The sequence below is a fragment of the Bacillus sp. ABP14 genome (genome assembly GCF_001831375.1).
In the GTDB taxonomy this organism is placed as follows: domain Bacteria; phylum Bacillota; class Bacilli; order Bacillales; family Bacillaceae_G; genus Bacillus_A; species Bacillus_A paranthracis.
On record NZ_CP017016.1, the window covers coordinates 2756478 to 2779302 of the forward strand.

The following is a 22825-nucleotide window of genomic DNA, read 5'->3' on the forward strand; positions in this document are numbered from 1 at the left end:
TTACATAAAGGAGTGGAATGTATGTTAAAAGCGAATGAAAATGACTTCTCCTATCGCTTCGGTGATAACGGGCCGAAATATTTAATACAAGGTCCGAATATTGATCTTGGCCTTGTTGTCATTCAGCCTGGGCAGGAGTTTCAAAACCATTATCATACGACGTGCGAAGAGGTCTTTTATGCATTAGAAGGTGAAATAGATTTCTATGTAAATAACGAAAGAGTTCCAATGAAACAAGGTGATGTCCTGCAAGTTCGTCCTCATGAATCTCACTATCTTATTAACCATTCTGACAAACCTTTTAAAGCGGTTTTTATAAAGTCACCACATTTACCAAATAAAGATACTGTTCAAACGGAAAATCCAACATTAACGAAGGAGTGATTTTGAATGACTTGGGGATTTAAAAATCGATTAAATACAATTTTACCTGATGGCAGAGCGGTTATGTTAGCGATAGATCACGGCTACTTTTTAGGGCCAATTCATGGGCTTGAACAGCCACTTGAAACTGTTAAAAACTTACTTCCTTATACGGATTCTCTCTTTTTAACGCGAGGTGTACTTAGCTCATGCATTCCTGAAAATTGCAGTACACCGATGGTTATGCGTGTATCAGGCGGAGCTACTGTCGTCGGTAAAGACTTAGCGAATGAAACAATTGTTACCCCTGTAAAAGAAGCAGTAAAACAAAATGCAATTGGCGTCGGTGTATCTGTTTTCGTCGGATCAGACTATGAAACACAAACAGTTACAAATCTCGCAAATGTAGTTTCAGAAGCTCACGATTATGGTCTGCCAGTACTCGGCATTACCGCAGTTGCAAAAGAACTGCAAAAACGTGAAGCTCGCTTTTTAGCACTTGCTTCCCGTGTATGCGTTGAAATGGGTGCTGACATTATTAAAACGTATTACTGCGAAGGATTCGAAAAAATCACAAGCACTTGCCCTGCCCCAGTCGTCATCGCGGGCGGCCCAAAACTAGATTCAATTGAAGACGCATTAAACATTACGTATAACGCACTGCAAGAAGGTGCAATCGGCGTAGATATGGGCCGCAACATATGGCAATCCGAACATCCAGCTGCGATGATTCAAGCGATACATGGTATTGTGAAAAATGGATTGAATGTGAAAGAGGCACTCCAATTATATGAGGATGTAAAAAATTAAAACAAACTATTGCATTTAAAGGAAAAGCCCATATGCTAGATTACTGAGTAATCTAGCATATGGGCTTTCTTTTACGTTTTTCATTGTTTTGAATTTAATCTATAGATCGCGCACATTCCAAACAATCTCACCGCGTTCGCCAAACGTACTATGATGCCGCTTAAATCCTAACTTCTCTAACACCCGAAAAGACGCAGTATTCCAAGCGCCTACAGTAGACCATAGTCTTTTGCGCCCCGTAGCAATCGCAGCCTCCAATACCGCTGATGCTGCCTCTGTCGCATAACCCATGCGATGAGCACTGCGGAACAACTCGTATGCAATCTCCGGCTCTTCAAGCGTGGAACGACCGATAATTAAGCCACAGTAACCGATGAAATCGCCTTCGTCTCGTCTACGAATCGTGAGAAGAGAAATACCATTTTCAACTGCTATCTTGCGCTTCTCAATAAGATCGTTACGAACAGATTCAACGGTTGGCATTTCCACTCCACGTTCACCAATTAGTTCTCTAAGCCAGACTGCATCGGATTCCTCCCACATATTCAGGTCGAGTCGTTCCGTTCTTAGCTGGAACGCCATATCTTTAAATACAGATGTCATAGCGATAACCTCCTATTTATATCACTGTACTACTTATAATCGTTTCGTACAGTACCATATGGGAAACCTGCTTGATTCTCTAGATTTTCTTGCATTAAGATATATTATTGTTATTTTATACATAATTAATTTCTCTGCAAAATAGACCTTGTTATGAAACTTCATTTTAAATCTACAATATTTAATTTATAAATGATTTTAGGTTTTCACTTAATTTTCACATTAAAAAATATATCGTCCTTTCTTATTTGTTAAAATAAAGAAAAGGAGGAATGATTATGAAACGAATGGGTTTTGAACGCCCTACTGATTATTACGATGAAAGATTATATACTATCGATGAAAAAATTTGTGCCCTATTAAAAGAACGAAAAGAACTTTCAGATGGTAACCCAGGTTTTCCTCATGATGAAGCGATTTATAAATGGGCAAAGCAATACGAATTTTATCCAGACTATCTAAATTCACTATTCTCTTCCATGATGGACGAAGGTGAATTTAAACCTCGCGTCGAACCAACTAAATTCCAAAAACATATACCTGTTTGTAAAACGTATGAATATAAAGGTATCATGTATACCGTAACTTTTATTCGGCAATATGCAAACGCTAGTGTAATTTATTTATATAGCGATTGGGATTCCACGAATGAAGTTAAGCCTCATAGTTTCTTCCAATTATCAATAGATGATACATACGACTGTTGGTCAGAAGGTGGTGGCGGCACTGATGGACATATGAGTCATCATTTCGTTGTATCTCCTGCCCTTCCTAATAATTTGTTTGGAATAAGCTTACGATTTAAAGAACTCGATATGCCGTTTAGGAAAGATCAAGCTATGCTTGAATTTGAAATACAGTTGGGCTAAAAAGAGCGTAATCTAGTTAAAAAATTGACTAGATTACACTCTTTTAGTTGCTACTTATACAGTATATGAAATTTATATCAACGATTTTCTCAATATATCGACGATTCGAAACAACATATCGATTTACCGACACAGTATTATTTATGAAGCACCCACTCAATTAACTCCATTGCTGCTTTAATACGGTCCTTCGTATCACCTAAAAACAATCTATTTATATAATCCTCAAAATTAACTGGTACTATAGATAAAGTTTTAATATACTTCAAAACAGATCCCGCTGGCGGTACTGGCTTATTATTAATAGCCCATATTCCTTCTACCAATGTCCAAGTTGACGTATGAACTATGTATGAAGCTTTTAACTCATCATTTGCTTTTAAAGCAGATTGAATTTTAATGAACGAACTCTGTAACCAATGAAAAATGCCTTTCACTTTGTCGCTAGAAACACGATAGTTTTCAAATTCAGATATAGCTATTTCCTTTAGTTTTTTTAAGTCACCACTTTTATCAAATAAAATTTCACCTTCTAAAAATGAATATAGTTCCATCGGATTGTTTTTAAAGTTTACTAATATTTGATTAACATCTGCATACTTATATTCAACAAAAATACCTTCTCTCGTTTCAGAATGAAATTTCTTCTTTTGTCCGTTTTCTAAAAGAATATAAAAATCTAAATCCGAGTCAGGATATGCGTCACCTCTCGCGACAGATCCGATGAGCATGAATCCATTTACCTTTTCCGTACACAAGGTTTCCGCTACTATTGTTTGCACTAATTTTTTATGTTGTTCATGTTTAAATATTTGTGCTTCTAACATTTGTAACCTCCACACACATTATTAAGGAGTTATTCGTTACCTATATATTTTACTTCTCTTATATCTTTCATCTTCTACATACTTATTCAACAATTGTCAGTTCATATATAATTACATCTTCACTGCTTTTTGTTTTATCTTGAATCGTTACAATGTCTCCAGCTTTTATTTTCGAAGCGTTCACTACTTTTACCATCTCTGGCGGAACATATCCTCCATTGTTCTCTTTATTTAGCGGAAACCACTTTACCGATTTACTAGTTGCTTCTAAAATTTTATATTTAATTGTACCATCATATTTTATTTCACCAACAAGATCTTTTACTAATGTAGGTGTATATTTACCCTCTTCTTTTTCCAAAGAGATATGATCACCTATATCTAGGATACCGTTTCTTTTAGGCGCCTTCCATTTTGTTGAGTTTAAATCATTTAAACTTACTTTCACACTGTCTTCTTTATTTGAGCTAGCATCTTTTAGAAATATATCATTATGTTTCTTATCAATAATGATATACTCCTTCTGCTCTACTATGTTTGCACTGCTTTCACGTTTTTCTTCCTCATTCTTAAATACTTCTTTTTTCACATTATTATTACTACACGCTGATAATAATATCGTTGCCAAAGATGTCATTAGTAATATTCTTTTCACTTCATTTACCTCCATTTACAAATAAACATTTATCACATCCATATTTTACTATAAATCAAAAAAAAGAGGATATTTGTTTCTTAATAAACAAATATCCTCTACCGTTATATATATTACGACTGCTGATAAGCCGATTTCGATGATTTTACATAATAAACTGCATGATCCACATTAATAATATGATCTGGTTTTGGTTTACCACGGCTCGCTCTATGACCTGCTAAATGCTCTTCACTTGTTTCCCAGTTTTTCCATGCTTCTTCAGATTCCCAGCGAATCATAACGACTACTTCTTCGTCGCCGCGTCTTACTTTTTTCACAAGAACACTTAAATCAATAAAACCTTCAAACTTTTCAATAATACCTTCTCCAGTAAAACGTTCTACAACTATATTTGATGTACCTTCTTTTACTGTAAATGTTTTCGTTTCGATAAACATATATCCCACTCCTTCATTGTAATACGAATACTACTATTATAGTTGATTATGATAATTATTTTCAATTATAAAGTTTAAATTTTTCGAATTATGCTGTTTTCTTTTCAACTGCCCCATCTAAAAATTTGAAATATGGGAGTAAGATTCCGATTAAAGAAGTGACACATATAATTGAACCGATAATAAAGTATAGTGCTCTTACTCCCCACATTTCACTCAATATTCCCCCTACTAACACACCTAATGGCATAGCGGATCGTATGAAAAATAATCGCACCGAAAATACTTGTCCTATCATATTGTTCGGAACTGATTGTTGGCATATCGTCGTATTATAAACATTGAAAAAGGCAATACAAACACCTGCAACTATTTCAATTATTACCGCTATTACAATACTGTGGTTAAAACCTAGTGAAATGTATGTGAGTCCCCCTATAAACAATCCTCCAAGCATAAGTATGCGCCGGCTTTTATATGTTAGTTTTCCGACTAGTATAGATCCAACTACATAGCCAAGTGGAAATCCGGCCATAAAATAACCAAATTCCGCATATCCCGCTGATAGCTCATCTTTGATATAAGGAAGGTTTGTGACCATTGTTACTCCTACTCCAAATTGAACAAAAGTTAGAAATATACCGAGCCAAACGATGATTGGTTTTGTGAAAAAATATGTAAAACCGTGAAGAAATTGTTCTAGCCACGTTTTCCGAATGGATTGTGACGTTCTATTTTCTTTTATATAAAGTAAGACAGTACCACTAACAAATAAACATATGCATACGAAAGATAATGTAAGTTCTATTCCAATGAAATGAATGACTACTCCGCCTAATACTGGCGCAAGAAACATCATAAGGCGAGTCATTCCATCAATGTACGCATTTGCATCTTGAAGTTGTTCTTTCCCTACAATGCTCGGTGTAATTGCTTGACTTGCAGGTGTATAAAGTGGTGTAATAAGTCCCACTACAATTTGAACAACATAAATGTGCCAAGCTTCTATACTACCTAAAACTAGCATCACCAAAGGTAATAAGAATACAGACGCTCGTATCCATTGTGAAAATATCATAATCCACTTCCGGCTCCATTTATCAATAAATGGGCCACTTATTAAGTGCAATATGAGTGATGGGATGAAATATAATAACCACATACTACTTAAAGCCATTTCTGACCCTGTTAACTCATATACTAGAATTGAATTACACAACGTTCCGAAAGCCCCTCCTAATTCAGAGATTGCACTACCAATCCACATAAAAAAGAAGGAACGATTTTTCAATATATTTTTCAATTTCACACACCAACTTTTCTTTTATATTCCTCCCTTTATGTACATTCTCGTTGTTAATTATCTATTCAAAAACATATCTAATTCTTGCGCTAAAGACTGTACTGCTTTCTTTCTTAATACATATTTTCCGTCATGTATATCCACTAACTTCGCCGCACGTAACAATTTCAAATGATGGTGTACAGTGGATTTACCAAGTTGCAGTCTTTCTGTAATTTCCTGCAATGTTCGTTCTTTTTCGAACAACATTTTTACAATGCGTAATCTCGCTTCATCCCCAAGTGCTTTATGTTTTTGAACTAAAAAATAATTCGGTTCATATGGATCTTCAGGATGGATACTTTCGTTTGCAACTGGGTAATGAAATACTTTCGTATCTTCAATATCCGCTTCAATATTCCAAGGCCTGTACGTCATTTGTGGGATAAGAAGTACGTAATGAACACTTGGTTCTGGCATATAATGAACGCCACCTGTAGCCCACTCGACAAACTCTTCTGGTTTCATCTTTTTATTCATTTCAACCTTTGCTTCATAATCTCGTTTTAATATAGAAAGTATTTCTTCTTCCTTTTTCTGAATAACGCTCTCATACCAACCTGTCATAACAGCAATTAAATGGGCTTTCAGCACTTGTACATCAACATCACATATAAAACGAATATAAGTAGAGAAAAACTGATGTTCTTGTGTCAGTTCCATTAGTTCATGTATTGCAGTTACGTTTCCACTCGCCGCTAAAGTTCTTTTTTCTTGGTACTTCTCTCCTAAAAACGGTAAACATATATACTTCAAATCTTCTTCTGAAAGTGAATCAATTGTAGCATGAAACTGCGATAAATCCTGAAGGTCCTCTTCATACAACAACTGAAGCAACGCTTTCCACGTATTATGTTCTTCTACAAACTGTAATTGCTCTCTCATCTCTTTTGTTAATGATTGTCTAATCTCTTCCCATTCATTTTGACTCTTTTCAAGTGTATCAATTAACCTCTTATGAGTAATTGCTGCAATGCCAAGCGCACATTCGAAAAGTATCGAATATTTCACTTGAACGTTATAAGTTTCCCTCTTTCTACTCGTTATGTGATAAACCTCCATTTTATCCCCTCCTTGTTTGCTATATATTAAATTCTATTTTTATCGAATTTAACCTTCTATATTTTTAGAATTATTTTGCGACTTCAAAAAAACTCTAATCAATGAGCAAATAGAGAAAGGTTTATACTCTTTTTCATTCTGACTCAATGAAAATCTTGATTATTAACGGCCCTGTTATACGTTGCATTTCCTTCTCTTGCTCAGCTATAGAGAAGGTATATTGAAACGAAAAGAGAATGTATTTTATGAAGAAAATGAACAGGAGGCTATACGGATGGGAAGAAAAGAAATGTTGCAAAATGGAGTCCAACAAGTTTTTTACGAAGAAGAATGGTACCCACCAATATCAGAAGCGTTAAAGAATCTTACGGCTGAACAAGCATGTTGGCAACCAGAAGGTGCTGCCAGTAATACAATTTGGGAAAATGTGAACCATTTATTACTCTTTAAAGAACGCCTACTTTCCCGCTTACATGAAGACGACACATTTGTTGCTCCACAAAATAATGATGATACGTTTAGCCAAGGTGGACCTAATGATGATGATGCTTGGCAGCAAACAGTGAAACGAACGCTTCAAGTACATGATGCCTTACAATCTTCATTAACATCCTTTCAAGAAGCAGAACTAGACCAACCAAAGCCTTCTCTACCAATTTGGCAACAATATATGAATATCCTTTTGCACGATGCTTATCATACAGGACAAATTATACAACTTCGAAAACTCCAAGGTTCATGGCCAACTCACCGTTCTTATTTATAAGCGATGTTTACATTTGCTTATGTTTAACATGCAACAAAACAATTGAAAATAGCTACTTGTTTTGTCATTACTACGATGGCTCAAATTAAAATACATGAATCCTAAACATCATTCACATGCTCCATAACTTCTGATCATAATCCAAATTTGGAAGAATAGAGGCTTTTTTATATACAAATAATAAGCCTCAAGGAGTTGTTGACATGTATTTCATATTGAATATGTTAGGGATTTTCGTTGTCATATTAATTGTTTACTTATGTTCGCCTAATAAAAAACATATAAAATGGAGACCAATTGTAATTCTCATCATATTGGAGCTTTTTATTACGTGGTTTATGTTAGGCACAAAGCTAGGCAGTATTATCATTAATAAAATTGCTTCATTTTTCAGTTGGCTACTGGCATGTGCGAATGAAGGAATTCGATTTGCATTTCCTTCTGCTATGGAAAATCAAACAATTGATTTCTTCTTTAGCGCATTACTTCCTATCATTTTTGTTATCACGTTCTTTGATATTCTTTCTTACTTTGGAATCTTAACTTGGATTATTGATAAAGTAGGTGCAATTATTTCAAAGATTTCTCGTTTACCAAAGTTAGAAAGTTTCTTTTCAATTCAAATGATGTTTTTAGGAAACACTGAAGCACTTGCTGTTGTTCGTGATCAATTATCTGTTTTAAAAGAAAATCGTCTGCTGACTTTTGGAATTATGAGTATGAGTAGCGTCAGCGGATCCATTCTTGGTGCTTATTTATCAATGGTTCCAGCAACATATATTTTCAGCGCAATCCCATTAAATTGTATTAACGCATTAATCTTAGCCAATGTATTAAATCCTGTGGAAGTTTCGAAAGAAGAAGATGTTGTTTACACACCTTCTAAACATGAAAAAAAGGATTTCTTTTCTACTATTTCAAACAGTATGTTAGTCGGGATGAATATGGTTATCGTTATTTTAGCTATGGTAATTGGTTATGTAGCTTTAACTGCATGTTTAAATGGGATTTTAGGATTTTTTGTAACGGGGTTAACAATTCAAAAAATCTTCTCCATTATCTTTAGTCCTTTCGCTTTTTTACTCGGTTTATCGGGCAGTGATGCTATGTATGTAGCTGAATTAATGGGGATCAAAATAACGACGAATGAATTTGTTGCAATGATGGATTTAAAATCAAACTTAAAGTCTTTACAACCGCATACGGTTGCGGTTGCCACAACATTTCTAGCTTCTTTTGCTAACTTTAGTACAGTAGGTATGATTTATGGAACTTACAATTCATTATTTGGCGGCGAAAAATCATCAGTCATCGGGAAAAATGTTTGGAAGCTTCTTGTGAGCGGAATGGCTGTTTCCTTATTAAGCGCTATGCTTGTTGGGCTTTTTGTATGGTAAATAATTTTTAAAATAAAAGACACCCAAACAAATGGAGTGTCTTTTATTTTTATTTTCGAATTTGTCCATTTCCACGAATGACGTATTTTGTAGAAGTTAATGCAGGAAGCCCCATTGGTCCCCTTACGTGTAGCTTTTGTGTACTGATGCCAATCTCAGCTCCGAATCCGAATTCAGATCCATCAGTAAAACGGGTTGATGCATTGTGATACAGCGCAGCAGCATCAACAGATACGAAAAATTTGCTAACGTTTTCCTCGTTTTCTGATATAATCGCTTCAGAATGCATAGATCCATACGTATTTATGTGATGAATCGCTTCTTCTATAGAAGAAACTACTTTAACTGCTAGCGTGAGAGATAAAAATTCTGTCCCCCAGTCTTCTTCTGAAGCAAGTACAATTAAAGAATCCAATGCTAATGCTTTTTGATCACCACGTAGCTCCACGCCTCTTTCCTTCAAAGAAGAAAACAACTCGCTACCATATTGCTGTGCCCACTTCTCATGAAGTACAATCGTTTCAATCGCATTACATACAGATGGTCTCTGCGTTTTTGCATTTATAATAATATCAAATGCCATTTGTTTATCCGCTGTTTCATCAATGAAAATATGACAATTTCCCGCACCTGTTTCAAGTACTGGAACAGACGCTTCCCTCACAACAGTATCGATTAATTGTTTGCCACCTCTTGGAATAAGAACGTCTAAATAATCATTCATTGTAAACAACTGCTTCGCACTATCTCGCGTTGTATCTTCTATAAGCTGTACACTTTCTTCTGGTAAGCTTGTTTGTTTGAGCGCTCTGTGAATAACGGCAACAATGGCTTTATTAGAATGAATAGCAGAAGAACTACCACGTAATATGACTGCGTTTCCTGTCTTCAAACAAATAGTAGCAGCATCCACTGTTACATTCGGTCTTGCCTCGTAAATCATGCCAACAACACCAAGTGGTACACGCATTTCCTGAATAGATAGTCCATTTGGCCTTTCCCATGCACTTACACATTCTCCTACAGGATCACGTAATTCAATTAGCTGCTTAATCCCTTCTGTCATATCAACAATACGCTGTTCATTCAGCATAAGGCGATCAAGGAGAGAATCAGAAAACCCTTTTGCCTTACCTTCTTCTATATCTCGATTGTTTTCCTCTAAAATATAAGCTGTTTCACTTATTAATTGATTTGCAATTGCATCAAGTGCTTCGTTTTTTTGATGTGTAGATTTTAGTACCAGTTCCCTAGCAACCTCTTTTGCTCTTTTCCCCTTTGTCAACACTTCATTCATTTTTATTTCCTCCTTTTTAACATCACTATTCTTAAAGTGAAACCCAATGATCCCTATGGATGACTTCATAATTATGCCTTTCGCCTCTTGCTTGAATATGTTGGCTTTGCATACCTTTTATCTCTCTTAATTCCTCTGCGCTATATGTGCATTGTCCTTTTCCAATGACGCGCCCTTGTTGCGTCATGACTTCTACAACATCGCCAACTTTGAAAAATCCTGACACATTTGTAACACCCGCAGGAAGAAGACTCTTGCCATGCTGAATGATAGCTGTAGCTGCTCCAGCGTCTATTTCAATTTGTCCGCTAACAACCGAATGCAAAGCGATCCATTGCTTATTCATCTTCATTTCTTTTTGAGGGGCATTTCCGACATACGTTCCGTCACCTTTCCCCTTCAAAACATCTACAAATTTCTCTTGTCCACGTCCTGTTCCGATAAATACACTCACACCAAGAGAGAGTGCTGTCTTTGCAGCATCGATTTTTGATTTCATTCCGCCAGTCCCAAGTTTTGAGCTAGCATCTCCTGCAAGAGAAGCGATTTCTTCTGTAACTTCAGGAAGGAAATAATATTTTTTCGCATCCTCATTTTTCTGAGGATTTTTATCATATAAACCGTTCACATCTGTAAAAATCATCAGCATATCCGCCGACACAAGTCCGCTTACTAAAGCTGACAGCATATCATTATCACCGAACGTTAACTCCTCTAAAGAGATGGAATCATTTTCATTAATAATTGGAAGAGCAGAACGGTTTAGTAACTCTCCTAACGTCGCGTAAGCGTTACTATATTGTTCTTTTCTAGAAAAATCACTTCTCGTCAGCAATAGTTGCGCAGTAACGATACCGTATTTACGAAATTCCTCCGTGTACGCCTGCATTAATAAACTTTGTCCGACAGCTGCTGCAGCCTGTTTCCCTTTAATTGTTACAGGTCTGCTAGGGTATCCTAGAGCAGAAAAACCTGCAGCAACGGCCCCAGATGTAATTAACAACACTTCATGCCCTTCCTCTTTCAATCGAGCTAATGCGGCAACATGATCTGAAAGTTGTTCTTTAGAAATGCCTCCATGACTATCCGCCAAAGAACTGCTCCCAATCTTTACAACTATTCGCTGTTTCTTCACTTTTTTATCCCCCAAGTCTAAAATCAAAGTTTTTTATACATTACATTTCTATTCATACAGCTTGCAGCGATTTCTATTCTTATGAGTGCTGCACGTAGCCTATTTAAGAGCAAAATAAAAATGACCGCTTCGCCCTTAATAAAATAAAAAGGACGAAACGGTCATTGTTCCGCGGTACCACCTTAATTGATATACATAGATATCCACTTGGTGCCTATAACGCAGGCGAACGCCTAAACTTTCATTTAAGACTCAGGGATAGGTTCGATATATTCTATACGAGGAATCTTTCAGCCGGTGAATTCCACTCTCTTTCGCAAGAAGACATATGTACTATTTCCCTTCAACGATTTTCGGTTTAATTTTTTTATATTATGCGATATAGTTCGATTTAGTGTCAAGAGGTATTTTTAAAAATACATAGAGCTGCGAGTTACTTGTATGAAGTTATTGCCCTACTGAATGAAAATACAAATCAATATAAGTTCAACTCATATTTATAAACATAAACCTTACATTATAGTGTATACATTTACAAAATGTCGAATATAATTAATTTTTATCCTTTCATGTTGCAAAAAGGAATATATTCTCTTAGAATGTTTCTTTATATTGCACAGAGATGTTATTGTTATATTAAGATAATACTTTCGAAATGATATAATTTATTAAAAAGGAGCAAGATTGAATTATTATGGATAAACAAATTGGATTCATCGGATGCGGAAATATGGGGATGGCTATAATTGGCGGGATGCTAAACAAAAAGATAGTGTCTTCAAATAAAATCATGTGTTCAGATTTAAACACGACGAATTTAGAAAATGCTAGTGAAAAGTACGGAATATCTATAACTACTGACAACAATGAAGTCGCTAAAAATGCTGATATTTTAATTTTATCAATTAAACCAGACTTATACCCGTTAGTAATTAACGAAATTAAAGAAGTGATAAAAAACGATGCTATCATCGTTACGATCGCTGCTGGTAAAAGTATTGAAAGTACTGAAAATGCCTTTAATAAAAAGTTAAAAGTTGTACGAGTAATGCCTAATACTCCTGCTCTTGTTGGAGAAGGAATGTCAGCATTATGTCCGAATGAAATGGTGACAGAAAAAGATTTAGAAGATGTGCTAAACATTTTCAATAGTTTTGGTCAATCAGAGATTGTAAGTGAAAAGTTAATGGATGTTGTAACATCTGTAAGTGGCTCTTCACCAGCATACGTATATATGATAATAGAAGCGATGGCAGATGCTGCTGTACTAGATGGTATGCCAAGAAATCAAGCATATAAATTCGCAGCTCAAGCTGTATTAGGATCTGCAAAGATGGTACTAGAAACAGGAATACATCCAGGTGAATTGAAAGATATGGTTTGTTCCCCTGGCGGAACAACGATAGAAGCTGTAGCAACTTTAGAGGAAAAAGGCTTACGAACAGCCATCATTTCAGCTATGCAACGTTGTACACAAAAGTCTGTCGAACTATCTGGTCAAACGAAAAAGTAAAACTATAAATTCACATGAATGTAATTAGAAATGCACTACATGATAAACGGCCAAACTCGAATTTACTTGAGTTTGGCCGTTTTAGTTATTAATTATATTGAAATAATTTCGTTTTCCCCTTCCCTACTATACTTGTGTAATTTTATTAGAAACAAGTAATTTTTCAATGCAAATCGGTAACATATCTAATAGCGTTTCAAATGCGTAATTTACATCTAGACGTTCTGTCCATTGATGTGCATCTTTTCCTACCGGCCCCATATTTAATACTGGAACGTCAAATTCTTCTAGTTCCTGAAGTGGAATTGAGTAACCTTTATCCCATAATGGCATATTGTCTACAAGTGAACTCATTGAATGTAATGGATTTTGTAAGCCCACATAGCTTAAATCTGAAATTCCTCCAAAATAGTTTTGGTTTTCAAATGTAATATTATGATTGAAGTGTGCATACCTTTCCATTTCTCCAACTACTTCTTTAATTAACTGGTTGTTACGTGAACTTACAGCTGGATAATATGGCGGAGCGAAGAAAAGTACAATCATCGGCGCCTTTTCTTTACATAAAATAGCTAGTTTATCTACTAAATCAATCGTTACCGCACGATCATCTTTATCTTCTCTATCTTTTATAATGCTAAATTGAATTTCATTTATTTTCTCATGCCCATGTTGTTCAATTGCATATGTGATAAGCTCTTCATACGTTAATACATTTACTTTGAGGTTAGGTGGTATAAATGGATTATATTTAGAAAAACGATAAGCTTGCTTCTCATATGATTCTTCTATTTTTCCTGCTACTTTCGTTACTTTTTGACGCAGCAATGAAACGATATCTGTCATTGATTTTTCTAGTAAAAACAAATTAAATAATGTGACTGCACGATGCGGAATTTGTACAGAGTAATCCTCCTTTAAGTCCCTTTGAAGTAAATTAGTTGGCGGAGGACTCGCTTCCCCTTCTACAATATCACAAAGGTCTGTATTCAACTCTAATTCTGCTGTTATTAATGAAGACATATAACTCCCATTTAGGCCCGCAAAAGGTTCACCTACATGTGTCTCTTTTCCGTAGCAAAGAAAACCAGGTAACACTTTACCAATAGAACCAGTGTAAATATATTTCTTTTGGTCACCAGGATGCCTTGAAAACATAGGCTCTGAATTTAGTACCGTTTTATACTCTAAATCATGTTCTCTTGCTAACTCTAGTAATCTTGGAACAGCAGCTCTCATCCCTACAGAGTTTACTTCTTCATCTGGTACAGCCAATAAAAGAACATTCCCATCAAACCTTCCTTCGCAAGCTTGCTCAATCATTGCCATTTGTAATGCGAGGCCGCATTTCATATCCATTGTTCCTCTACCAAACAGCCAATCTCCATGTTCTATATCTTCACGTACATGGTCTGGTAATTCATCTTTATGAGAATAAAACATAGACGTTAACTTTTTAGGATTGAATGCATCTTCTTTCCACACTCCATAATCTTGTACATCTACAACATCAAAGTGACTTACTAAAATTACGGTATTTTTTGTACGATCGCTTTTCTTTACTAGTGCTGTAACAAAATGTCGTCCATCGCCCGTCGGATTTTTTTGCAAATGGTGCGGATTTTCTTTGAAGTACTGTAAATCAGATAATTGTTCCACAACGAAGTCTGGCAATATCACTTCAGCTTCTGTACCTGTAATACTAGGAATTTCAACAAGACTGCTTAATAATTGAATCAATTGTTCTTTTGATTGCCACTTTGACATATAAATCCCCCTATTTTTCCGCATTATGAAAATGAATTCCATTATATGAATAAAAAATGACGACAGTTATCAAAATTATAGTTCTGATGTACTGCCGATTTTTATTGATATTTCATGTGCTGCTTGTTTTACCTTACTAATAAGAAAAGAAAGTCGATCATCATTAATGCGATGACTAATTAACCCAACACTTAATGCTCCTACTACTTTATGATTAAATCCGATAATAGGTGCAGCTACTGAAGCTGTCCCTTCTGTTTTTTCTCCATAACTGACAGCATATCCTTCGTCTCTTATTTGCTTTATTTGATCAAGAAGAATTTGCTTTTGTTCTGGTAAAGCAGAAAGTAGTTGCTCAACAATATATTCCATTTCATTCTGTTTCATATTGGCAAGCATTGTTTTATTTGCAGCACCAATTGAAAGAGGAATCTGTTCCCCTAAGTTATCAATAACTCGAATTTTTAAAGGGCTATCCATTCTTTCAATAATAATAGAATGTGTTCCATTTGGAATGTTCAAATACACACTTTCTTCCACTTCAGAGGCTAATCGCTTCATTACTTCTCTTGCCACAGATCTGTAGTCTACTTTCTCCAATTGTCGTAATCCTATTTCCATCCACATTGGTCCAATTTTGTACTGTTTCGTCTCTGAAATTTGTGTAACTAGCCCATGCTCGATTAGAGAGTTAAGTAATCTATGTACTGTACTAACTGGGAGATGTGTTCTGTCCGCTATATCAGAAATGGCCCAATACTCTTTTTCATTAGTAGAATTTAATAACTTTATAATACTTATCGCTCGATCAATGGACTGTACCATAACTCACCTCTACTTGACTTGTAATATGTTAGTACGCTCAATTACCTATCAATTTAACAAAAATTCGAAATGAAATCAATCTATTTATTCAATTTTCTAAAAATAAAAACATGTCGCGAACAATAATTTGAAAGCGTAAACAAAAAAATATTGACTTTTCTTTTTAATTATCTGAAAATTATAACAAGATTTCACATCACGGAATACATTCCATAATACGGAAAAACATCAAACTTTATGCTATCAACTACGAAAGTGAGGAAAACAATGGTGCAAGTAAATAATACAAACAATGAATTAAAACGTACGATGAAAAGTAGACACTTATTCATGATTGCACTCGGTGGTGTGATTGGAACTGGATTATTTAACGGATCTGGTTTTATTATAAGTCAGGCTGGACCTGGTGGATCCGTACTTGCCTTTATGGCCGGTGGATTATTAATGTATTTCGTTATGCTATGTCTTGGTGAACTCGCTGTAGCCATGCCTGTTTCGGGGTCTTTCCAGGAATATGCCACTAAGTTTATTAATCCTGCAACTGGCTTTACAATCGGATGGTTGTATTGGTTAAGCTGGGCAAATACAACCGGCCTTGAATTTACAACTGCCGGCATTACAATGCAGCGCTGGTTTCCTGATATTCCTGTTTGGGTTTGGTGTTTAATATTTGGCGTTACAATCTTCACGATTAACGCACTATCTGCTCGTAGTTATGCAGAAACAGAATTTTGGTTTTCAAGTATAAAAGTATCTGCCATTATCGCTTTTATTATTCTTGGCGGCGCCGCTATGTTCGGTTTTATTGATTTAAAAGGCGACGAACCAGCTCCGCTATTTTCAAATTTCGTAAATCATGGTGGTTTATTCCCAAATGGACTTGCCGCTATTCTTTTAACAATGGTTACAGTCAATTACTCCTTCCAAGGTACAGAACTTGTCGGAATCGCAGCAGGTGAAAGTGAAGATCCAGCAAAAACTTTACCTCGTTCTATTAGAAATATTATATGGCGTACGATGTTTTTCTTCGTCTTAGCAATCTTTGTTCTCGTTGCTTTAATTCCTTGGGAAGAAGCAGGATTAACAAAAAGCCCGTTCGTTGCTGTTTTTGATAATATCGGTATTCCATATGCCGCTGATATTATGAACTTTGTTATTCTTACTGCTGTTCTTTCTGTCGCAAACTCAGGACTATACGCGGCAACTCGCATGCTTTGGTCATTATCCAAAAATGAAATGGCTCCAGCCTTTTTAAAGAAATTATCATCACGAGGAATACCTCTAAACGCTTTAATTATGACAATTGCTATTTCTGCTTTTTCTCTTTTGACAAGCGTAGTAGCTGCTGAAACTGTTTACTTATGGCTCATTTCCATTTCTGGAGTTATCACAATCATTGTTTGGATGTCAATTTGTGTTTCTCAATTCTTTTTCCGTAAACATTATGTAGCAGACGGCGGAAAATTAGAAGACTTAAAGTTCAAAACGCCACTTTATCCACTTGTACCAATTCTTGGCTTTGGATTGTATGGCATTATATTAATTAGTCTTATCTTTATCCCTGAACAACGACTTGGAATCTATTGCACTGTACCATTTATTATCTTTTGCTACACTTATTATCACTTAAAAGTTAAGAAAAGAATTTCTACTAACACTAATAGTGAAACTAAAATTAGCGAGACGATGTAATACCCTGCTTATATAAAAGACCGCACATGGCTTTCACTTCATGTGCGGTCTTTTATCATTTTAATTCGCTTTAAAATTATATAATGGCTTAATAATATGCTTTATATCTATTGTCTCTTTCGTATTTTCGATAATTTCATTCATTGGCTTGTATACCATTGGTGCCTCATCAATTGTGCTCTCTGCTACCGATGTAGTCCAAACTTCTGTCATCGTATTTTGGAAGTCCTCTAGACTCAATAATTCTTTAGCCTTCTTACGACTCATGATACGTCCTGCCCCATGCGGACCAGAAAAATTCCAGTCTGGATTACCTTTACCAAATGCAATAATTGAACCATCTCTCATGTTAATTGGAATAATGACTCGTTCATCTTTCTGAGCTGAAATAGCACCTTTTCGTAGAATCATATTTTCTATGTCTATATAGTTATGTATTGTAGTAAATTGGTCGGTTACTTTCCAGTCCATTTTCGTAACAATTTCATCAATCATTGCTTTACGATTTAACCCAGCATACTTTTGAGCAATATTCATGTCATTCATATAATCTTTGAATCCCTGTCCTTCTAAATAAGCTAATTCTTTTCGAATGTTAGGCTTCTTTATTCCACGTAAAGTTTCTTGTATTTCTTTTTCTCTCCCCTCTTTCATTAATCTCTTAATAATCTCATCTTTCATTGATGTAACATCAATGAGTTGTTCATATGCGAAGTACTGATAATACTCTGCTATTTGCTTTCCTAAATTACGAGAACCACTATGAATGACAATATATACATTCCCTTTATCGTCTTCATTTAGTTCGATGAAGTGATTCCCTCCTCCAAGAGTACCTATACTTTTTTGAGCGCGTTGTAATGTAAATGGTGCTCTCACACCATCAAAATCAATCATTTTTGAGAATCGATGTTCTTTATCTCGGATACGAAAACCACTTGGAACGAATTTACGAATTGTTTCGTCTAAATAATCGAAATTAATTTCTTCTTTTTTCTTATCAATTACAACAACTTCCATACCACAACCAATGTCTACCCCTACAAGATTAGGAACGATTTTATCTTGTATTGTCATTGTTGTCCCAATGGTACACCCTGCTCCCGCATGTGTATCTGGCATAATACGAATTTGACTATCCTTTACAAATTCTTGGTTACAAAGATCAATAATCTGCCCTGTCGCAGTCTCATCAACGTTATTCGTAAATACTTTCGCTTCATTGTATTTTCCTTGTAATTTCAACATCTTTCATTTCCCCTTCCTTTTGAAAGAATTATTTTATTACGTTGTTTCTGTTCTCATCATTACTCTCATCCACCTTTTGCTTTCCATTATATATGTATGATATCCTTCACAATAATAAAAAATAATGATGTTTTACCTTATTTACATAATATGATTATCGTATCCTTGAATTTATACCTACATATGAGTATTCCACGTCCTCAATATCCGTTATATATATAACAAAAACTCCCCTTAAATCGAAAATGATTAAGGGGAGTTTAATAGCCGATGAAATTATAATTCCGATTTCACCCGAACAGAAACATTATTTTTAATTATATTTTTTACATCTTTAAAGCTAACAAAATTGTTACTTTTCTCATCCAAAAGACGGAAACGTAGTGATTGTAAGCTTGTAGCAAGTGTAATTGTTGGTACATTTTTTAACGGAAGCGTATTATTGTGTGCCTCTTCTAGCTTATAATTAGGTACTCTTGGGCTTAAATGGTGAACATGATGGAATCCAATATTACCAGTTAAGAATTGCAAGATTTTTGGAAGTTTATAAAATGAACTTCCTTCTACTGCCGCTTTTACATATTCCCAATCTTTATCCTCTTCAAAATAAGAATCCTCAAAAGTGTGCTGTACATAAAACAGCCAAATCCCTACTGAACCTGCTATTAAGAATATCGTACCGTGTACGAACAGAAACGATTGCCACCCTATTGCCCAGCAAAGGATAGCTACTACAGCAACGATAATAATATTCGTCAAATACGTATTCATACGTTCTTTCTGTCTTGCACCTTTTCGGTTAAATCTATTTTTAAGCAAGAAAACATAAATCGGACCTAATCCAAACATAACGAATGGATTGCGATATAAACGATATGCTAAACGAAGTCTAAATGGTGCAGCTACATATTCATCGACTGTAAGCGTCCAAATATCTCCTGTACCTCGCTTATCTAAATTACCACTTGTAGCGTGATGAATCGCATGCTCATGCCCCCATTGATCAAATGGGAATAACGTTAACACACCCATACATGTACCTACTATTCTATTTGCACGTCGACTTTTAAAGAATGAATAATGGGTACAATCATGAAAAATTATGAAAATTCGCGTCATAAAACCAGCAGCTAACAAAGATGGAACTAATGCTAACAGATAAGAAACAGACAAACTTTTATAAGCGAGATACCATAAAACAACAAATGGCACGACTGTGTTAATAAGTTGCCACACACTTTTTTTAATTGTTGATTTTTCATATGGAGCAACTTGTTTTTTTAAATTTTTAGTATTTTCTAATGTCATTTTACTAATTCCTTTCCTTTTTGTTGCTAATTCATATTATAGCATACTATTAGTATCAGGTGTTAAAAGTAGATGTAATAAATATTATATACTATAAAAATCTCTTTTTTCTTACTCAATACTTACAAATTACTTACTCCCCAAATAGCGCTATAATTGGACAAATGGAGCGTTTTATTTATAAAATGAACTTCTACAAACTTTTTCACAAGCAGAAAAGAGCTGCCATAAGTCAGTTTCACCGGCTTATGGCAGCTCCTCTTCATTTTATTTTATCGATGGATCCAAACTGCACCTGCAGACTTGTCTTCAGCTTGACCTACTACTTCAAACTTCAATCCTAGTTTAGGTAACTTACGTCCCGCATCTGGAATAACGCTGTTGATGTATTGCTTAGAATCATCAAATTTTGCAACTCCTGGTAATCCTTTATAGTCAAAGATACCGCGAGTTGGTGAATTTACTTTCCATGCTGGCGTTTGATCAAATGAGAATGCCGCATCGGCAATTTGATAACGTGTACTGCTCTTCACAGTAGGTTGTCCGTTTAATGTTCCTACGATTGCCTCTGGATGAGAATCTACTACTCCAAGGAACCCTTCACCTGGATGAACGCCTACCCAGTTATCTGTAAAGCTTTGATCCGCATACCATACAACCATTCCTGTATTAAATACTGGACCACGTGCATATTGTAATGCAGTATCAGACCCAGCGTAATTACGCCACTCGATATAGTAGTTATGTTTCTTCTGTTCAAATCCGTTAGACACAGTAAATCCTTTTAATGTCATTGCTGGCTGGCCTTCTGCGTCATCAGAGAAAACAACTTTTCCATCTACAGTTAATGCTACATTGTCTAACGCAAATCCTTTATATGCTACTGCAATATCTGTTACATACTCAAATTGCAGTTTTATTTTCTTTCCTTTGAATTGATTTAAATCATATGATTTATCAATCCACTTACCATCCGTTGTATCTATACCGCCTTTTACATCTTTTTCGCCCATTCGATCAATGCGTGTCTTCGTTCCATCTTCTGCAATCGCATATACGTCAAGGAAATCATACTTCGCTTCCAGTTCGTAAAATGCCTTATAATCGAACTTAGCATCCGTTGCAGTCGTTAAGTCAAATACTGATGTCTCAAGTGTTGTATGAATGTCATTTCCTTTCGTGCTGTAATAAAACTTCTTACCAAATGCTGACTCAATATTTTTTATATCTTTGTCTGGCAAGTTAACACGAATGATTCCTGGTCGTTTTGATTTTGTCACACTTTGATCTAAATACGTTGCAGTACCGATTCCCGTGCGAAGTTTATCATAATCTACCTCAACAATATTCGCCCAGTTCCCCTTCATATTTTTTTGGAAAAACTCTTTATTTTGCGGTGAGAAACTTGTTGGCTCTGTACCTGCAATTTTTCCAGCCCAGCTACCGCCACTCATTAGAGACCATGATTCAACTGGTTCACCTTGTCCTGAATACTTTGTATCGTATTCATCTGGCAAGCCTAAATCATGACCATACTCATGTGCAAATACACCAACTGCTCCGTCTTCAGGCTCGATTGTATAATCGTATGCAGCCATCTTTCCGCCCCAGTTCGAAACAGAAGATTTTGTACCATCAATCGCATATGGCTTCGATCCTAGTTTTGAGCGATGAGACCAAATCGCATCGTCTTTCAATTTACCACCGCCAGCTTCTTGACCCACGCCTGCATGTACTACCATTAAATGATCGATGATTCCATCTGGCTCATTTTTATTTCCATCACCATCTTGATCGTATTGATCAAATTGGTCATAATCTGCTAAATTGATACCTTTTGCTACTGCTGCTTTCAATGCTTCTTTCACAAAATCTTTTGGGCCTAAAGGACCTTTGTTGTCATGACCAGTTCCCGCATCAGCACCATAATCTGACGCTTTTCCTGGAACAGTAAGCCATTCTGTTACAGTTCCATCAACTGTGTAGCTTCCGCCAGATTGTTCTTCATAATATTGTTTAAATGTATTAATCTTCGATCCATCAAATAACGTAAATGGCTCATCACCAAATAACATTTTTTGATAATGTTCACGATTAAAGTCCTTAGAATACATATACCCCGGTTCTTGATCGATATTATTATGCTTAAAATCGCTAAATTCTACGAGTAATACAAGTACTTTATCTTTTCGAACAGCCCCATTGTACTCAGCTTGCTTCGCTGGTGTAGTCGGTACTTTTCCATTTAATTTTCCTGGGTTCAATCCTGCACTTTGCCCAGCTACTGGTCCTACTTCGGATTGCTGCGCCTGTTCATTTTCCTTCATTTTTGCATCTTTTACTTTTTTCATAAAATCTGAAGCTTCTTGCGTAAGATTATCTCCTGTCAAGATTTCTTTTCCAGGGTTTTCCCCTTTCTTTTTCTCAACATATTTTTCGACAGCCTTTGATGTCTCAGCTTGTGATGCAGATTGATCGATTACTCCCCGTTGCTTCAACGCTTCTGCCAAGCGTTCCTCTGGTATTAAATGCTCATCAATTGGTAGAGATGGTGGCGTATCAGCATACGCTGCATGACTTCCAAAAGCAAACGTACTACTTAGCACTGCTGCTGTTGTTAATACCGCTAAAGATTTTAATTTCTTTTTCTTTCTCAATGCATTTCCTCCCCAGTGTCTGCAAATTATCGATTTTTGCCGATAGCAATATAATATTCGTTATAATACGAATATTCAATCTTTTTAAAGTGCTAAAATGTTGAGAAATATTGTTTCTAAGATGAAAAACATAAAATAGGTAAATTTACAGGAAGTTCACTCTAGAATTTGTGGTTCTCTTTCCTCGTTTTTTCGAATGAAATCTCATCTATACAAAAAATGCCAATTCCTAAGTAGTAGCTAAGGAAT

The 22825-nt window shown here is 35.6% G+C and carries 20 protein-coding genes and 1 other annotated feature; of the genes, 7 read left to right on the forward strand and 13 right to left on the reverse strand.

The window, feature by feature from the left end; all coding sequences use genetic code 11:
* Nucleotides 1-21: 21 nt before the first annotated feature.
* Together BGI23_RS14355 and lsrF are read left to right on the forward strand one after the other, a co-directional pair.
* On the forward strand, nt 22-384 hold the full coding sequence (locus BGI23_RS14355) for a cupin domain-containing protein (RefSeq protein ID WP_000909989.1): 363 nt from the start codon (nt 22-24) through the stop codon (nt 382-384).
* 6 nt (nt 385-390) lie between these two features.
* On the forward strand, nt 391-1173 hold the full coding sequence (gene lsrF, locus BGI23_RS14360) for a 3-hydroxy-5-phosphonooxypentane-2,4-dione thiolase (RefSeq protein ID WP_070806325.1): 783 nt from the start codon (nt 391-393) through the stop codon (nt 1171-1173).
* Between the two features lie 99 nt (nt 1174-1272).
* Here the strand turns inward: lsrF and BGI23_RS14365 are convergent, their stop codons facing one another.
* Entirely contained in the window at nt 1273-1776 is a 504-nt protein-coding gene (locus tag BGI23_RS14365) for a GNAT family N-acetyltransferase (RefSeq protein ID WP_000204934.1), read from the reverse strand.
* 272 nt (nt 1777-2048) lie between these two features.
* Here BGI23_RS14365 and BGI23_RS14370 point away from each other — a divergent pair, with 272 nt between their 5' ends.
* Nucleotides 2049-2645 carry a hypothetical protein gene (locus BGI23_RS14370; protein ID WP_070806326.1) on the forward strand — a complete coding sequence of 199 codons (597 nt, stop codon included), beginning with the start codon at nt 2049-2051 and terminating at the stop codon, nt 2643-2645.
* Between the two features lie 137 nt (nt 2646-2782).
* Here the strand turns inward: BGI23_RS14370 and BGI23_RS14375 are convergent, their stop codons facing one another.
* From BGI23_RS14375 to BGI23_RS14395, 5 genes are all read right to left on the reverse strand, one after another.
* Nucleotides 2783-3472, reverse strand: a complete 690-nt coding sequence (locus BGI23_RS14375) for a nucleotidyltransferase domain-containing protein (protein ID WP_070806327.1) — start codon at nt 3470-3472, stop codon at nt 2783-2785.
* 82 nt (nt 3473-3554) lie between these two features.
* On the reverse strand, nt 3555-4142 hold the full coding sequence (locus BGI23_RS14380) for a hypothetical protein (protein WP_014893627.1): 588 nt from the start codon (nt 4140-4142) through the stop codon (nt 3555-3557).
* 98 nt (nt 4143-4240) lie between these two features.
* Entirely contained in the window at nt 4241-4567 is a 327-nt protein-coding gene (hmoA, locus tag BGI23_RS14385) for a heme-degrading monooxygenase HmoA (protein ID WP_070806328.1), read from the reverse strand.
* A gap of 88 nt (nt 4568-4655) precedes the next feature.
* Complete coding sequence (locus BGI23_RS14390) at nt 4656-5876, reverse strand: MFS transporter (protein WP_083322735.1); 1221 nt, start codon at nt 5874-5876, stop codon at nt 4656-4658.
* Nucleotides 5877-5927: 51 nt separating this feature from the next.
* A complete protein-coding gene (locus BGI23_RS14395) occupies nt 5928-6971 on the reverse strand; it encodes an ArsR/SmtB family transcription factor (RefSeq protein ID WP_070806329.1) in 1044 nt (347 codons plus the stop codon).
* Nucleotides 6972-7245: 274 nt separating this feature from the next.
* On the opposite strand from BGI23_RS14395, the gene BGI23_RS14400 reads away from it, so the two are divergent.
* On the forward strand, nt 7246-7737 hold the full coding sequence (locus tag BGI23_RS14400; protein WP_070806330.1) for a DinB family protein: 492 nt from the start codon (nt 7246-7248) through the stop codon (nt 7735-7737).
* Nucleotides 7738-7940: 203 nt separating this feature from the next.
* Complete coding sequence (locus tag BGI23_RS14405) at nt 7941-9134, forward strand: NupC/NupG family nucleoside CNT transporter (protein WP_000273611.1); 1194 nt, start codon at nt 7941-7943, stop codon at nt 9132-9134.
* A 49-nt stretch (nt 9135-9183) separates the two neighbouring features.
* On the opposite strand, the gene proA is transcribed toward BGI23_RS14405, so the two are convergent.
* Both proA and proB read right to left on the reverse strand, forming a co-directional pair.
* Nucleotides 9184-10431, reverse strand: a complete 1248-nt coding sequence (gene proA / locus BGI23_RS14410) for a gamma-glutamyl phosphate reductase (protein WP_070806331.1) — start codon at nt 10429-10431, stop codon at nt 9184-9186.
* 31 nt (nt 10432-10462) lie between these two features.
* Nucleotides 10463-11566 carry a glutamate 5-kinase gene (gene proB, locus BGI23_RS14415; RefSeq protein ID WP_070806332.1) on the reverse strand — a complete coding sequence of 368 codons (1104 nt, stop codon included), beginning with the start codon at nt 11564-11566 and terminating at the stop codon, nt 10463-10465.
* A 145-nt stretch (nt 11567-11711) separates the two neighbouring features.
* Nucleotides 11712-11922, reverse strand: a binding site (T-box leader).
* A gap of 338 nt (nt 11923-12260) precedes the next feature.
* Here proB and proC point away from each other — a divergent pair.
* On the forward strand, nt 12261-13079 hold the full coding sequence (gene proC, locus BGI23_RS14420) for a pyrroline-5-carboxylate reductase (protein ID WP_070806333.1): 819 nt from the start codon (nt 12261-12263) through the stop codon (nt 13077-13079).
* A gap of 126 nt (nt 13080-13205) precedes the next feature.
* Here proC and BGI23_RS14425 read toward each other — a convergent pair whose 3' ends face one another.
* On the reverse strand, nt 13206-14846 hold the full coding sequence (locus BGI23_RS14425) for a M20/M25/M40 family metallo-hydrolase (RefSeq protein WP_070806334.1): 1641 nt from the start codon (nt 14844-14846) through the stop codon (nt 13206-13208).
* Between the two features lie 75 nt (nt 14847-14921).
* Nucleotides 14922-15671, reverse strand: a complete 750-nt coding sequence (locus BGI23_RS14430) for an IclR family transcriptional regulator (protein WP_070806335.1) — start codon at nt 15669-15671, stop codon at nt 14922-14924.
* Between the two features lie 267 nt (nt 15672-15938).
* Between BGI23_RS14430 and BGI23_RS14435 the strand changes: the two genes are divergently transcribed.
* Entirely contained in the window at nt 15939-17363 is a 1425-nt protein-coding gene (locus tag BGI23_RS14435; RefSeq protein ID WP_070806336.1) for an amino acid permease, read from the forward strand.
* 60 nt (nt 17364-17423) lie between these two features.
* Here BGI23_RS14435 and BGI23_RS14440 read toward each other — a convergent pair whose 3' ends face one another.
* From BGI23_RS14440 to BGI23_RS14450, 3 genes are all read right to left on the reverse strand, one after another.
* Nucleotides 17424-18611: an RtcB family protein gene (locus BGI23_RS14440; RefSeq protein ID WP_070806337.1), complete on the reverse strand. Its 1188-nt coding sequence runs from the start codon at nt 18609-18611 to the stop codon at nt 17424-17426.
* A gap of 276 nt (nt 18612-18887) precedes the next feature.
* Nucleotides 18888-19919, reverse strand: coding sequence for a Delta(5) desaturase DesA (desA, locus tag BGI23_RS14445; protein WP_070806338.1), 1032 nt, complete (start codon nt 19917-19919; stop codon nt 18888-18890).
* 272 nt (nt 19920-20191) lie between these two features.
* Nucleotides 20192-22576 (reverse strand): immune inhibitor A domain-containing protein, encoded by a 2385-nt coding sequence (locus BGI23_RS14450; protein WP_070806339.1) that lies wholly within the window; start codon nt 22574-22576, stop codon nt 20192-20194.
* Between the last annotated feature and the right edge of the window lie 249 nt (nt 22577-22825).